Below are 14,051 nucleotides of genomic sequence, written 5' to 3'. Positions count from 1 at the left end.
CCATCGGAGGAATGAAACGCTATCGTTTCTTATTCAATCGATTAAGATGCCGGGACGCTATACCGGAACCAAAGTGGTTTGGGACTTTATCACTTTGGTTCCGGTATAAATTCCATTCTTTTGTTTTGGCGGTATCCTCTGGATTATGGAACTTTTATCCAACTGCCTGATCATCATGCCGAACAGCTCTAATACAAATCTCCCTCACCAAACATATCCGCCAGAATATCCCGGAAGCTGAGGCTGTTCTGCATCGTTTCCTTGTTCAGTACCTCCATTTCGGCCAGGCCCTGCAATACGAGTTCCATGTACAGGTAGGTTTCTTCTTTGCCCAGTTTCCGGTCGTGGAAAGTAGAGGTCACGATCTGGCGAAGACCAGCCACTCCGTCGAGCGTATCGTGGTAATCTTTGTTGGAGGCATCGTTGAGCAGCTCAACCACGTTGCCGCCGCTGAAATAAGCCCGGATGATACCGTAGGGATCAGAATCAGACTTGCCGCTGGCCTCTACATCGTCGGGGTTAGGGAAGTGTTCGAGGAACGAAGTTTTGATGCTTTGGCTGAGCAACTTCATCGCCACGCCGTAGGCACCTTCCTGTTCGCCTTCATAGACTAGCTCGACCTTACCGGTGATGGCGGGCACAACGCCCCAGAAATCGGTGATGCGGGCGGCAGTTTTCTTATCGCCGTTGATCAGGCTGCGGCGCTCGGCCGTAGAGATCAGGTTTTCCAGCGCAGTGATACTCAGACGGGCGGACACACCTGACTTTTCGTCGATGTACTCACTCTCGCGGGCTGCGAAGGCAAGCTGTTCGAGCATGGTGTTGAGCAGGTCATCTACTTCAACCATATCCGATTGACTTTCCACCAGATCGGCTTCCTGCTTAGTAATCGCTTTTGCGGTCTCGATGGTTTTGGGATAGTGGGTCAGAATCTGACTCTGAATCCGGTCTTTCAGGGGAGTGATGATACTACCACGGTTGGTGTAGTCTTCGGGGTTCGCCGTAAACAGGAACTGAATGTCGAGTGGTAAACGAAGCTTGAAGCCCCTGATCTGGATGTCTCCTTCCTGCAGGATGTTGAAGAGCGAAACCTGGATGCGGGCCTGTAGATCGGGCAGTTCGTTGATAACGAAGAGCCCGCGGTGGGCGCGGGGAACGAGACCAAAGTGAATCACGCGTTCATCGGCGTAGGTCAGTTTCAGGGTCGCTGCTTTGATGGGGTCTACGTCTCCGATGAGGTCGGCAACGGATACATCGGGTGTAGCCAGTTTTTCAACGTAGCGATCGTCGCGGTGGACCCAGTCGATAGGGGTGTCGTCACCCTTCTCGGCGATGAGGTCAATAGAATAGCGGCTGATGGGCGCCAGGGGGTCATCGTTCAACTCTGAGCCGGATACCACGGGCATATACTCGTCAAGAAGGTTAACGAGTAAGCGGGCGATCCGGGTCTTTGCCTGGCCACGCAAACCGAGTAGGAGAATACTGTGGCGGCTCAAAACCGCCCGCTGGATATCGGGCAGTACGGTATCGTCGAAACCAATAATGCCGGGAAATACTTCTTCCTTGGCTTTTAGTTTCTTGATCAGGTTCTCACGGAGTTCCTGTTTTACGGAGCGGGATTTATAGCCGGTGGCGCGAAGTTCGCCGAGGGTTCTGGCCTGGGTCATATTTGATAAGCTTTACTGATTGCGATTGGTAAACGGAGTAGGGGAAAGATAGTTTTGAGGTTAGACGGACAGGCCGCTAAATAGTCGTGAAGCAAGAGAGGCTGAAGAAAGCCTGCACTCCGGATTCCGGAAGAGACCATCGAGGCCCGAATAGGCTGAGTAGGGTAGGAGGCACCGGCAATAAAAGAGGTCAGGAAGTAGTTCCTCTTGCTGCCAGGCGCAGTCCTCGTTTGGTGTCGGAACAATCAACCTTTCTTAATGGGGAGCGACAATCTGGTTTGCGCCCGAAGGGGAGAACGAAGGTTAAAATCCGATTCAATCCGGTTAAAGTTTTCTGAAGCACAGATGAAAACGGTCCGTTTCAACTTTATAGACTCATCCCTTATGTAGTTGATTCTTCTACGATAACCCAATTCAGCTCTTTCAAACCGATTTATTATGCAAACCCACGCCGTTTTTTTCCGTTTTGGCATATTGCTGATGCTCTCCATTTTCAGTACGATGGCCAGTGGCCAGACCATTCATACCTGTACGGTCATACCGGCTGCTGAGCAGCCGGCCGTTCAGGAATACGGCAATCTGCCCGGCGTGGTCCAGAAGGCCGTGAGTTACAAGCCAGGCCAGACCTACGGAAATTCGTGGGTCAGCGGAAGCACCATCACCGTGAAGTTCTTCGACGGCAGTGCCGCGCTGAGAAACCGGGTTATGCAGTACGCAGCGGAGTGGACCCGCTACGGCAACCTGAAGTTCGAGGTAGTACGCTCGGGACCTGCCGATATCCGAATCTCTTTCACCCAAAACGGTTCGTCGTGGTCGATGGTCGGAAACTCCTCCGCCCGGGCCGATCAGCAAAAACCCAGCATGAATTTCGGCTGGCTTACTGATCTGACACCTGATTACGAGGTCAAACGTACCGTACTGCACGAGTTCGGGCACGCTCTGGGCTTGCTGCACGAGCACCAAAATCCTGCTGGCGGAATTCCGTGGGACGAAGCCGCCGTGTACAGCCACTATCTCAATACCCAGGGCTGGGACCGCAACACCACCTACAACAATGTCATCGCTACCGCTAACCGGAACGTTACCCAGTACTCCGAGCCGGATCCTGCCTCGATTATGCATTACCCCGTAGACGCAAGACTTACCAACGGTCGCTACGAGGTAGGGATGAACAACAATCTTTCAACGATCGATAAGCAGTACATCGCTAAACTTTACCCCGGCCGCCGTGTCGTCGAAAGTACCAGCACGTCTTCGCCAGCACCGGTCGTTACGCCGGTGGTAGCCCGTAGCCATTCGTTGCTGATCAGCAATGAACTGGGGGAAGGGCAAAAAGCTGAAACGATCAGGCTCGAGATCGCCGACCAGGAGTTCGTCATTCGCCTGCACAAGAATGGCCGTAACAGACAAGACCTCGAGTTGGAGCTCCCTCCGGGGAAGTATGCTTACCGGGTGATTTCGTCTTCTACCTATTATGGTTACCGCAACGTCCGCGATCAACGCGGTAATGTGCGGAGGCAATACGTGGAGCAGGAGGTCCCGGGAAGCGGAAGTGGTTACATCACCGTCGACGGAGACGCCGAGCTCGCCATGTACGGCAGTTACAACTCCGATACCGGCCGCATGAGGGTCTATCTTGGCACCGGCAAGTGAAGAAGACGGGTACTTTCAGACGCTGATCGAAAAGCATATGCGGGCGCACACGCAGGTGCAAACTGGGTTCCCTTGCGGGCAGCGAAACGGAGCAGGGCTACGTTGTGTGAGGGAAACCCGTTGTTAACCTTACCTCCATGAAACTGAGTTTACTAACCGCCCTTGCCCTCTGCATTTCACACTCTCTCTTTGCTCAGCAGGATGACTCTCCGCTCAACTTCTCGACTCCCGAAGAAACGCACATCGTGCAGCGTGGCCTGAGCATTCACGTGATGCCGGCCAGTGTCGTTAATTTTTTACCCCGCCTCCGGGCGGGGATCGAGTACAAGCCCTCACGCTTCGGCTTCCTCATTGATGTGGAGCACGGCTCCGATTTTACCCAGGGGCTGATCGGGATGCCCAATAACACAGATTATAACTTCATCGGGATTCGCCCCGAAATCAGGTTTGATCCCATTCCTACCTTCACGCCCTTTTACGTCGGTATCGAGGTGCCGGTCACGGAGGTTCGCCGCCGCAAAGACGGAGACTTCGACGCCGCCGATGGGCGGCGCCTGAGGGTGGAAGATGCCCTGCAGGACCGGTTCCGGGTAAGCGTGATCGCGAAGTTTGGTATCCGCCACATCGCCTGGGAACGGATGATGCTGGATGTCTATTTCGGGTTTGGCGGAGCCAAACGCAACGTCACTTATTCCGACGCCGCCCGCACAACCACTGCGCCCGAGGAATTCCTTCACGTCGATCAGCTCTTTTCTGATGACCTTTATGACGAAGGCACCCGCTACGTTCCCGAATTGGCGGCCGGAGTAAGAATGGGGTATTGGTTCGGGCGCAAATAAACGCCGCTCGCCCGCGGCGGGACGAAATCTTCAATGGTTCACGTTCATCAAAACCCGGTTGAGCGTCATGGAGAAAAGGTCTACATCCTCATCAAACTGTAAGAACGGGCTGCGCCCGTCTTTACGTTGCACGTCAACGCCGTTTGAATAAGGGAAAACGTTCAGGATGTCTCTGAGTCTGACCTCCCGGTTGCAGGAATGGCCGGTAAAAATGAGGCGTTGGTTTGTTATGTACACCTCACCTGATTCTACGAACTCATATTCGTGTTCAGGAATATGTGCCGGCTCCAGTTGTCCGTGATTGAAGACATACGCGTGGGCGTAACGGATACGATGAGAATAGCCCCGCGGTTCGTGGGTGTACTTCTCCAACTTGCGCTCCAGCCACTTTATTGCTCCCCGGAAGTGTGCCAGTTCTCCGTGGTTGAGGATGATGCCGGGGTGGTACTTCGGGAGTCGTCCGTTTTCAATCAGCCAGTAGGTCCGGTAGCGGTTGAACATTCGGTAAGTGGCGGTATCCAGGTGTGGCCGCTTCAACCCCATGCTTCCCGCAATGAACTCGAGGATTTTCATTTCCTCATCGGTCACGCGCTCGTCGGCATTTGCCGATCGAACTGCGGCCTGATAGCGCTGAGTATAAACCTCGTGTTTTATCCGCTTGGCAATGCCGTGATCGAGTTCCAGTAGATGCCGGAGCCGGGCCAGCTGGGCCTTTTCTCTCTCGGTTATTATACCATCCTTTGCAGCATGCCTGGTTTTCTTCTTGAAGAGCCGTTTGCGTTCGCTGGTCAATACATTGCTGATGTCGTGATTACTGAGGTACAGCATCCCGGCCAGGTGCCGCAACTCTTCTTTTTCGTTCCAATCCAGGTAGTAGTCTTTCAGGCAAAACCTCAGGTATTCCCGGAAGATGTCTTTGCGAAAGGTTAGAAAATCTTTTGCAAGGTCGATCCGGTGTTTCCGTGCGATGGCTTCAATTTCCTCAAGTGGAACCTGCAGGATGTTCGATTCGTACCGGGTAAGAAGCGTGCTTATTTCGTAGAGGGCGTTTTCACGCGGCTGCCGGTTGATGATCTTATCGAAACCGGTGGCGTATTTTTTATTATAGGTGCTGAATATAGGCATGGGGGCGGGTGTGAGTGCTTGAACTGTAACGTTTTATGCCTGGCTACGGGTTGCATGCTGCTACTCCGTTTGGAGAGAATGGTATTCATCGTCGGGCGGGTTTGGGCGCGGCCGCAGGTGCCGGGCGTGCTTTCTTAAGAAAGCCGAACGATGCTCTGCTCTTTTTGTGCAATCCATCGCTATGTCGAAGTTCAGTGGCTTATGGGGTGCTGGTTTGAGCTGGTTTTTTGAATTCAGAATCGAGGTTCTTAACTTACGTTCATGAAGCATTTATTATTCCAACTTATATTTTTGCTTAGTGCTGTTGTAAGCGGGCAAAATTGGCAGAATGATGCAACCTTGCTTTCTCACGCCAGAGTTCTTTCGCCGGAGGCATCTGGGGGCAGCGTCCACCTGATGCCCTTCAGCTTGTTAAACAACCCATCCCGCATTCGACTCGGAGGGCAGTACAAAAACAAACGTTTCAGTTACCTGCTCGATCTGGAATACGGAACGGATAAGTTACGGGTGGTATTTGATGGTGATTCTGATCCGGACTACCGGTTTCTGGGCTTCCGGCCCGAGCTTCGGTACCAAACGAAATGGAGCGAGGATCTGATTTATCTTGGCTTTGAGGTGCCGGTAACCATAAAACATGAATCACACAGCGGAAACCTGGTAGACGAGGAACAAAACTCTTTCTGGGCTGGTGAGGCCTTAGAGCGAAGGGTAAGGGTTTCCGGTATCGCTAAAATTGGTTGGCAAATGATTGTTTTCCACCGTGTGATGTTGGATGCATATCTGGGCGGCGGATTAGCCTACCGCCATTACCGTTTCTCGGATATCGAAAATCCTGGCCCTCCCCGGGAACAACCCAATGAGTGGGGATGCTGTGAACTGAAACAACACGGTGGTAAGTTCAGGGGAGAGTTGGCTCTGGGGCTACGTATGGGATATTGGTTTGGTAACAAGTAAAATAGCATCAGCCCGAATATCCTGCACGGGCTACACTCGCGGATAACCAAGAAGTAGCGAAAATTCGCTACATTGCCCCTTTAAAAGTCAGTCATGTCCAATTATCCAAACCTCTTTCAACCTTTAGATCTTGGTTTTACGACCCTGAAAAACCGCGTCCTGATGGGCAGCATGCACACCATGCTGGAGGACATCCCCGAAGGCCACGAACGCCTCGCTGCATTCTACGCAGAGCGCGCCCGGGGTCAGGTAGGCCTGATCGTGACGGGCGGCGTAGCCCCTAATAAGTCAGGTCTGGCGCTGCCCATCGGGCACCCCCTGGACAATGAAGACGAAGTCTGGAAACACAGGGTCGTGACCGATGCTGTCCACGCTGAGGACGGAAAGATCTGCATGCAAATTCTTCACACCGGTCGTTACGGTTACTCGGAGCACAACGTCTCCGCTTCGGATACGAAGGCTCCGATTTCGCCCTTCCCGGCGCGCGGTCTCACCGGCGAAGAGGTAGAACAAACCATCAAAGACTACGTGAAGTGCGCCGAACTGGCCCAACAGGCCAACTACGACGGCGTAGAGATCATGGGCTCCGAAGGCTACCTGATCAATCAGTTCATCGTCTCGAAGATCAACCGCCGCGACGATGAGTGGGGTGGGGCGTACGAAAACCGGATTAAGTTTCCGTTGGAGATCGTGCGGCGAACGCGCGAAGCCGTAGGACCAAATTTCATCATCATCTACCGCCTCTCAATGCTTGACCTCGTAGAAGGAGGCTCCACCTGGGAAGAGGTCGTTCACCTGGCCAAAGAAATTGAGAAAGCTGGCGCGACCATCATCAACACCGGAATCGGCTGGCACGAGGCACGGGTGCCAACCATCGGAACCATCGTTCCGCGCGGCGGCTTCGCCTGGGTAACCAAGCGGATGATGGGCGAAGTGTCTATCCCTCTTGTTGCAACTAACCGTATCAACACGCCCGAAGTGGCCGAACAGGTACTGGCCGATGGTTGCTCGGATATGGTGAGTATGGCCCGGCCTTTTCTCGCCGATCCGCAGTTTGTTACTAAGGCCGCTGCCGAAAAGCCGGAGGAAATCAACACCTGTATTGCTTGTAACCAGGCCTGCCTCGATCACACGTTCACGCTTCAGGTGAGTTCGTGCATCGTTAACCCCCGGGCCTGTCACGAAACCCTGCTCCCTGATCCGTCCGTTGCACCTGCGGCCGCGCCCACCGAGTCAGGCAGCAGCGTAGCTAAAAAGATCGCTGTAGTTGGTGCCGGACCCGCCGGCATGGCCGCCGCCACCGTCGCCGCCGAACGCGGACACGACGTCACGATCTTCGAAGCCAGCGATAAACTCGGCGGTCAGTTCAAGATGGCCACCGTCATCCCCGGAAAGGAGGAATACCGGCAAACCATCCGCTACTACGGTGAGATGCTGGAAAAACATGGCGTAACCGTTCGCCTCAACACCCGCGCTACCGCCGAAGAACTGACCAGCTTCGATGAGGTCGTGATCGCCACCGGCGTAACGCCCCGGAAACTCGATTTCCCCGGCATCGACCATCCCAAAGTGCTCGATTACGCCGATGTACTTGCCGCTAAGAAGAAAGTCGGCAAATCAGTGGCGATTATCGGTGCCGGTGGCATCGGTTTCGACGTTGCCGAGTACCTCAGCCACGACTTCGACCACCCCAGCGTCAGCCTCAGCGTAGATGAGTACATGAAAGAATGGGGCGTTGATATGGCTTATGCCCGCGGTGGTTCGCTGGCCGAAAGCCCCCAGCCGCTGCCCAGTCCGCGCGAAGTGTACCTCCTGAAGCGCTCGAAAGGCAAGCACGGTAAAAACCTCGGCAAGACCACCGGCTGGATTCACCGTTCCAGCCTTGCCATGAAGCAGGTCAACATGCTGGCTCAGTGTACCTACGAAAAGGTCGACGATGCCGGCTTGCACATCACCGTAGCCGGCGAGCCGCGCGTACTAGACGTCGAAAGCGTAGTCATCTGTGCCGGCCAGGAACCTTTGGATGTGTTGAGTAAAAAACTAACGGCTGCCGGAGTGAACGTCCATGTGGTCGGCGGAGCGCTGAACGCTAAAGAACTCGACGCTAAGCGTGCGATCAAGGAAGCCTGGGAAGTAGCGGTGGCGTTGTAAGGATGGAACGGCGGGTCGCCAGTCCAATTCTTTTAGCCTGTCGACTCCCGCCCTCCGAAGAGCCCTTCCCGCACGCCCATCGACTCCCGTCACGGAGCGTAAAACTGCCCAGCCGTTGTACCTTGCCGCCATGTCCTACAAAATTGCCTTCTCCGACATCGACGGAACCCTTCTCAACGCCGATCGTGAACCTTCCCCTGCGCTGAAAAAGGAAGTTAAACGCCTCGCTGCAAGCAACATCCCCTTCATCCTCATTTCCTCCCGCATGCCGCAGGCGATGACCTGGATTCAGGACGATCTGGGAATTACCGGCCTGCCCCTGGTTTGCTACAACGGCGGACTGGTGATTGTGGATGGGGAAGTGGTGCACTCGCAAGAAATTCCGATCATCTTTTTGGCCACCATCCGCAAGATCAACGAGAAACTCGGCTTGTCCGTACAGCTCTTTCACGGTGAGGAATGGTACGTAGAGGAAATGGACCACTACGCCCGCCGCGAAGAGAACAATACCCGTGTGAAACCTCAGATGCGGGGTAACCGGGAAACGGCGCTGGACTGGGCCGACCGGCCCGTCAGTGCTCACAAAATAATGGTGATGGGTGACCCTGCGGGCATCGACGAGATGGTCGCCAGGCTGGAGAAAATTACCGACGGAGATTACCTCCACCTTTACCGCTCTAAAGACGATTACCTGGAGATAGCCAGCAAGGAAATATCCAAACTGACGGGCATCAGTAAGGTTCTGGAGCATAAATATCCTGACCTGACGTTGGCCGATTGTGTCGCCTTCGGCGACAATTACAACGACATCGAAATGCTGGAAGGCGTAGGCCTGGGCGTTGCCGTGGCCAACGCCAGAGCGGAAGTGCTCGAGGTCGCAAACATTACTGCCGGAGCCGCTAAAGAAGACGGGGTGGCGCTGGCACTGAAAGAATTTATGAAGTAGCCGCGGTCGCAGGTGCAGGGGGCGTTCGGAGGAGCAGCGGGACCAAAGCGCAGGCCTGGCGTTCGCAAAGCGACGGTAGACGGCAGGCAGGCACCTGAAAACTGGTCGTTTCTGTCTGTCTGTGCAACACAGAGAAACCCATTAAGGTGAACTTTAGCCGGCCTCCCGGCCTTTAAACGCCACTAAATAACTCAACGATGACTTCTCTGATCACCGACTCCCTAAGCAAAGCTCAATCCTACGCCGGTTACCGTCAAATGCTGACCGAACTGTTGGAGGACGAAGGCAAAACGACCGGCCCCAACCAGTCTGAACAGTACATAGAAATCGCTCACCTCAACCAGGCCCGGATGAACCGGCTGGACCGCAAACCGAAACTCACCGGGGAAACCTCGGATTTTCTGGCTGCTCTGGACCGCGAACTCATCCTGCTGGTCCTCACCGAAGGCTGGTGCGGCGATGCCGCACAAATCCTGCCCGTCCTGAACTGGATGGCTGATGAATCCGGACACCTCCAACTGTACTGCCTCCTCCGCGATGAAAACCTGGAACTGATGGATAAGTTCCTGACCAACGGGGCACGCGCCATCCCCGAAGTCATCATCCTGGACGCTAAAACCAAAGCCGTGCTCGGCAATTGGGGACCCCGCCCCGAAGCAGCTCAGCAAATGGTGATGGACTATAAGCAGACCCCCGAAAGCGAGCGGCCAGAGTACGCCGAGTTCCAGAAGCAACTGCACACCTGGTACGCGCGGGATAAGACGCGGAGTACGCAGGGGGAGGTGGTGGAAGTGTTGAAGTCGGCTGTTGTATGATTACCTGTTTTTAGCAATGGCAATAAAGAATACGGTGCATCGTGATAACTTTAGAAAATAACCACCCAGCCCCCGCCGAAGTAATTTCCTCTGCGAACTGCTCCGACTCCGGATTGCTGAAAATAATTATTCTCGATCAGTTCATGTTTTCCCTCGCCGGCATCACCCATTCGGAAGGCATAAAACAGGGATAGTTTATGGTTTGGGCTGAAGTACAGGTTCGCCCCAATGTCCAGTCCGGTATCAGATCCAGTGAAGCTCCCCAGACTCGTCGCTTCCAGAATATCTGCAGCCTCCAGCGGGCCATCAAAGAACCAGTAACTTACTACAGGCTCCATGGTGAGGGCACGGGGCAGAGGTATGTTTTTACCGATTCGGAAATAGCCCGTTCTTCCCTCAAACCGGGCGTGGCCCGGTAACCGGTCATCGGACCTGCTGAGGAAGAAAAACTCCCCGTCGAGATGGACGACCTGACTGTTGTATAAGTATTCCAGACCGTATGCTCCATTTGCGGAAAACCCGGCCGACTTGCCCTGACGGGCAGCGGATAGGCTGATTGTTAACCCGTTGCGCTTACCGAAGTAATTGACTTTATGGCCCAAAGAGTAGGATTTGTTCTCAGGGTCACCCGCATGAAGAGAGAGCCGGGCACTTAGCAAAGGACTGTAGTTGCTTCCCGAAGAGTTACCGCTGAGGGTGTCGAATATTGGGTTTTGCAGACTCAATTCGTAGGTGAGGTGCCGCTTTCCATTGCTGTTGTGTAACTGTCCGCTCAACATCAGGCCCATCGCCCTTCCCGGACCCGTTCCGATAAGATGGCGGCGCAGGTAGTTCTGCGACCAGGCTTTCTCGAAGGAAATGCTCCGCATCGCGGAGGTATTGCTCTCCCGCCCGATCGGGGATACGTAGTAGCCCGCCGTGGCGTAAAGGACGTCCTTGGCAGGAGCCAGTTGCCAGTTTACAAAGGCATTCCATATCCGGAATTCAGGGGAGCTTCCGTTGTTACCCCCCGCTTCTGTCGCTGCCAGAACATCATGACCTACCAGGTCAAGTGAGGAAGTAACTTTGAAGCGGAGGGTAGGGTAAGGCTGGCCACTTACGGAGAACCGGCTGCGCCGTAGTTGTACATTTAGCCGATCTTCAAGGCTGGTATATGCTCCTTGCTCCATATCATACATTTCCATTCCCCTTGAGTAGGTGGACCAGAGCTGAAGCCCGACAGAAATTTTTATTCGATAATCGGCTAGTAGCTGATTCAACCGGCTTGAATCGCGCCGGGCACTCAGGCTGGCAGATATCATCAGCAAGCAGAGCAGCATCAGGTACTTTGACATGACCTTACTTGAACGAATTGACGGCTTCACTCAGGTCAAAGACTTCGACTTTGTCTCCCACTTCGGCGGCTACGATGCTGGATCCCGCAGCGGAGCGATAACCGCCTGCACAATGAACAACGACGGATTTGTCGGTAGGGATTTCGCCGGCCCGGTCTGGTAACTCAGGCAGAGGGATGTTGATGGCCGAGGGGAAGAACTTACCGTCTTTTACTTCGCTGGCGTTGCGGATGTCTACAATGGTGTAGTCGTCGGGGCTATTACGGAAGTGGGTCAGGTTGATGGGGGAGAGGGAGGCTTCTGCCGAAGCCTCGAACTGCGTATAGGCAACAGAAATGAAGCCTTCGTAGCCAATCTTGCCTGCTTTAGTGATCACCTTTTCGAGGGCTTCCTCGTCTTTTGCGATCAGGTAAAACGGGGTCTTTGGAGCGACCAGAACGCCGAGCCAGGTTTCGAATTTGTTGCCATCCTGAATGTTTATAGCTCCCGGAAGGTGACCGAGTTTGAAGGTTGCCTCGTCACGGGTATCAATGATTGGCAGTTCGGGGTTACTGAGTTCATAGTCGTGTCCTTCCCGCTGCACGTTGGCGAGACTTGGTGCCAGCGCAGGAGCTCCCTGCTTGTTCACCTCAACGTTGTAAGGGAAGTATTTCGGTATAAAAGGCTGGTCTTGCAGAAGCCAGGAGACAAATTCGTCTTCACTCATTGGCTGCAGGGCCGGGTTTTCCTTCAGTTCTCTGCCAATGGTACTGGTCCGGTCTTCACTTAGCCCTTTACCGCACAGGCTGCCGGCGCCGTGCGCCGGGTAGACCGTCACGTCCGGGGAGAGGGGCATGAGTACATTGCGCAAACTGCTGTACATATCCCGGGCGAGACGTTCTTTCTTGCTCCGGGCGTCACCGCCCGACTCCCGCAAATCGGGGCGACCAACATCACCAACGAAGAGCGTGTCCCCGGTAAACGCCGCAATCTGCTTTTCATCCTTATCCGTAAGCAGAATCGTAATCCCGTCGGGAGAGTGGCCGGGCGTGTCCAGAGCGGTCAGGGTATGATCACCCACTGAGAACGTTTTCCCGCCGTCAAACGCCTCGTGGTCGTACGCAGCTCCAACTTTGCTGCTCACCAGAATTGTTGCACCCGTCGTTTCGTACATCTCCAGATGAGAAGAAACAAAGTCTGCGTGCGGATGGGTTTCGATGATCGCTTTCAGGTTTGCTCCCTGTTCCTTCACGTAGTCATAATAAGGCTGAGGGTCGCGGGCGGGGTCAATTACAACCGCTTCGCTGTTGGCAATGAGCACGTAAGAAGCGTGCGCAAGGCCGTCGTCAAAAAATTGCTTGATGGTCATTTGTATATAATTTTAGTGAAGGTGATTTACTTCTGATACGGTTGTCTGGGGTAGGAGGTTTGGTTATCCATCCCAATCCGGAAGGGAGTAAACCCGGTTCCTGCCAGAGTTTCGAGACTCCGTAGAGGCCACCAACTGACTTCGATCCGGCTGGAAGTTGCTCTCATACTTCGCTGCCCGAAAGGGCAGGCAACAATGTTATTGCTGCCTGCCGGGAAGTCTTCTGTTTGATCTGTTGTTGCACTGTAAGGAATCAGTGCCACCCCATCCGTCACGGAGGCGATTTTGAGTACTTCCTCAATTTTCCGGCGAACGTCTGAAATGCCTCCTCGGGGATGAGAAATAGATTTCTGGCTAAATGGCCTTTTTGGCCAGATAGAAATCGACCTTCTCATACTCCGTATTGGCGTTTCTCTCTTCCAGTTGCTTCAGTGTTTTGGGCGGAGGAACGATCGCCTTATCGCCGGGGCGCCAATCGATGGGCAGTGGACATTTATGCTCGTCTGAGGTTTGGAGCGCTACGAGCGCACGTTTGATTTCGTCCATATTTCTCCCTACGTTCATCGGGTAGTACATCAGCAAACGCGTCACACCTTTGGGATCGATGAAGAAAACGGCCCTGACGGCGGCAGTCGCACTTTCTCCGGGGTGCAACATTCCGTAAAGCTTGGATACAGACATGTCGATGTCAGCAATAATGGGGAAGTCGAGGTAGACGCCGGTCTTTTCGCGGACGTTGTTCACCCAGGCAAGGTGGGAGTGGATACTGTCGATGCTGAGCCCGAGAAGTTTGGTGTTACGCTCAGTAAACCAGTCTTTTTCTACCGCGAAGGCCGACATTTCGGTCGTACACACCGGGGTGAAATCGGCCGGATGCGAGAACATTACAACCCAACTGTCTTTGGCGTATTCTGAAAATTGCAATTTGCCCGTGGTGGTTACCGCATTAAAATCGGGAGCCTTGTCACCAATTCTTGGCATGGAGGGCATTGTGGGGGAATCCGTTTGCATAACTGTATTTATTTAGTGTTTAATTATCTATTACAGCAGCAAAAGTATGGGGGTGTTGCCTTGGGCTTTGTGATCTTATTCACAAGACGAAAAAACGTTACGCCAAACCGGAAAAACATTTTCAGTACAGCTCCTTCAACTTGTCTTTGCACCTGCGACCGCGCCCACGTCAGCCTGTTTTACCAGAAGGCGCGGTCGCAGGTGCAAC

Annotated in this window: 11 protein-coding genes; 6 read left to right on the top strand and 5 right to left on the bottom strand. The window is 53.9% G+C overall.

The window, feature by feature from the left end; translation table 11 throughout:
- Positions 1 to 188: 188 nt before the first annotated feature.
- Positions 189 to 1,667: a sigma 54-interacting transcriptional regulator gene (locus FUA23_RS09420; protein ID WP_147930489.1), complete on the bottom strand. Its 1,479-nt coding sequence runs from the start codon at positions 1,665 to 1,667 to the stop codon at positions 189 to 191.
- Between the two features lie 438 nt (positions 1,668 to 2,105).
- Between FUA23_RS09420 and FUA23_RS09415 the strand changes: the two genes are divergently transcribed.
- Positions 2,106 to 3,320, top strand: a complete 1,215-nt coding sequence (locus FUA23_RS09415) for a matrixin family metalloprotease (RefSeq protein WP_147930488.1) — start codon at positions 2,106 to 2,108, stop codon at positions 3,318 to 3,320.
- 137 nt (positions 3,321 to 3,457) lie between these two features.
- Positions 3,458 to 4,159 (top strand): hypothetical protein, encoded by a 702-nt coding sequence (locus FUA23_RS09410; RefSeq protein WP_147930487.1) that lies wholly within the window; start codon positions 3,458 to 3,460, stop codon positions 4,157 to 4,159.
- Positions 4,160 to 4,189: 30 nt separating this feature from the next.
- Here FUA23_RS09410 and FUA23_RS09405 read toward each other — a convergent pair whose 3' ends face one another.
- Positions 4,190 to 5,284, bottom strand: coding sequence for a hypothetical protein (locus tag FUA23_RS09405; protein WP_147930486.1), 1,095 nt, complete (start codon positions 5,282 to 5,284; stop codon positions 4,190 to 4,192).
- Between the two features lie 261 nt (positions 5,285 to 5,545).
- On the opposite strand from FUA23_RS09405, the gene FUA23_RS09400 reads away from it, so the two are divergent.
- From FUA23_RS09400 to FUA23_RS09385, 4 genes are all read left to right on the top strand, one after another.
- Complete coding sequence (locus FUA23_RS09400) at positions 5,546 to 6,238, top strand: hypothetical protein (RefSeq protein ID WP_147930485.1); 693 nt, start codon at positions 5,546 to 5,548, stop codon at positions 6,236 to 6,238.
- A gap of 93 nt (positions 6,239 to 6,331) precedes the next feature.
- Complete coding sequence (locus tag FUA23_RS09395; protein WP_147930484.1) at positions 6,332 to 8,389, top strand: NADPH-dependent 2,4-dienoyl-CoA reductase; 2,058 nt, start codon at positions 6,332 to 6,334, stop codon at positions 8,387 to 8,389.
- Between the two features lie 130 nt (positions 8,390 to 8,519).
- Positions 8,520 to 9,335: a Cof-type HAD-IIB family hydrolase gene (locus FUA23_RS09390; RefSeq protein ID WP_147930483.1), complete on the top strand. Its 816-nt coding sequence runs from the start codon at positions 8,520 to 8,522 to the stop codon at positions 9,333 to 9,335.
- A 197-nt stretch (positions 9,336 to 9,532) separates the two neighbouring features.
- On the top strand, positions 9,533 to 10,150 hold the full coding sequence (locus FUA23_RS09385) for a thioredoxin family protein (RefSeq protein WP_147930482.1): 618 nt from the start codon (positions 9,533 to 9,535) through the stop codon (positions 10,148 to 10,150).
- A gap of 50 nt (positions 10,151 to 10,200) precedes the next feature.
- Here the strand turns inward: FUA23_RS09385 and FUA23_RS09380 are convergent, their stop codons facing one another.
- From FUA23_RS09380 to FUA23_RS09370, 3 genes are all read right to left on the bottom strand, one after another.
- Complete coding sequence (locus FUA23_RS09380) at positions 10,201 to 11,484, bottom strand: hypothetical protein (RefSeq protein ID WP_147930481.1); 1,284 nt, start codon at positions 11,482 to 11,484, stop codon at positions 10,201 to 10,203.
- 4 nt (positions 11,485 to 11,488) lie between these two features.
- Entirely contained in the window at positions 11,489 to 12,832 is a 1,344-nt protein-coding gene (locus FUA23_RS09375; protein WP_147930480.1) for an MBL fold metallo-hydrolase, read from the bottom strand.
- A gap of 354 nt (positions 12,833 to 13,186) precedes the next feature.
- Entirely contained in the window at positions 13,187 to 13,813 is a 627-nt protein-coding gene (locus FUA23_RS09370; RefSeq protein ID WP_147930479.1) for a peroxiredoxin, read from the bottom strand.
- Between the last annotated feature and the right edge of the window lie 238 nt (positions 13,814 to 14,051).

The organism is Neolewinella aurantiaca, assembly GCF_008014675.1.
GTDB lineage: Bacteria > Bacteroidota > Bacteroidia > Chitinophagales > Saprospiraceae > Neolewinella > Neolewinella aurantiaca.
Note: the sequence above shows the minus strand (reverse complement) of the source record. Positions and strands in the feature narration are given on the sequence as shown.

What these genes read in the sequence shown, in the direction of transcription:
- FUA23_RS09420 (WP_147930489.1), bottom strand. Translation starts at nt 1,667, where the DNA reads ATGACCCAGGCCAGAACCCTCGGCGAACTTCGCGCCACCGGCTATAAA.
- FUA23_RS09415 (WP_147930488.1), top strand. Translation starts at nt 2,106, where the DNA reads ATGCAAACCCACGCCGTTTTTTTCCGTTTTGGCATATTGCTGATGCTC.
- FUA23_RS09410 (WP_147930487.1), top strand. Translation starts at nt 3,458, where the DNA reads ATGAAACTGAGTTTACTAACCGCCCTTGCCCTCTGCATTTCACACTCT.
- FUA23_RS09405 (WP_147930486.1), bottom strand. Translation starts at nt 5,284, where the DNA reads ATGCCTATATTCAGCACCTATAATAAAAAATACGCCACCGGTTTCGAT.
- FUA23_RS09400 (WP_147930485.1), top strand. Translation starts at nt 5,546, where the DNA reads ATGAAGCATTTATTATTCCAACTTATATTTTTGCTTAGTGCTGTTGTA.
- FUA23_RS09395 (WP_147930484.1), top strand. Translation starts at nt 6,332, where the DNA reads ATGTCCAATTATCCAAACCTCTTTCAACCTTTAGATCTTGGTTTTACG.
- FUA23_RS09390 (WP_147930483.1), top strand. Translation starts at nt 8,520, where the DNA reads ATGTCCTACAAAATTGCCTTCTCCGACATCGACGGAACCCTTCTCAAC.
- FUA23_RS09385 (WP_147930482.1), top strand. Translation starts at nt 9,533, where the DNA reads ATGACTTCTCTGATCACCGACTCCCTAAGCAAAGCTCAATCCTACGCC.
- FUA23_RS09380 (WP_147930481.1), bottom strand. Translation starts at nt 11,484, where the DNA reads ATGTCAAAGTACCTGATGCTGCTCTGCTTGCTGATGATATCTGCCAGC.
- FUA23_RS09375 (WP_147930480.1), bottom strand. Translation starts at nt 12,832, where the DNA reads ATGACCATCAAGCAATTTTTTGACGACGGCCTTGCGCACGCTTCTTAC.
- FUA23_RS09370 (WP_147930479.1), bottom strand. Translation starts at nt 13,813, where the DNA reads ATGCCAAGAATTGGTGACAAGGCTCCCGATTTTAATGCGGTAACCACC.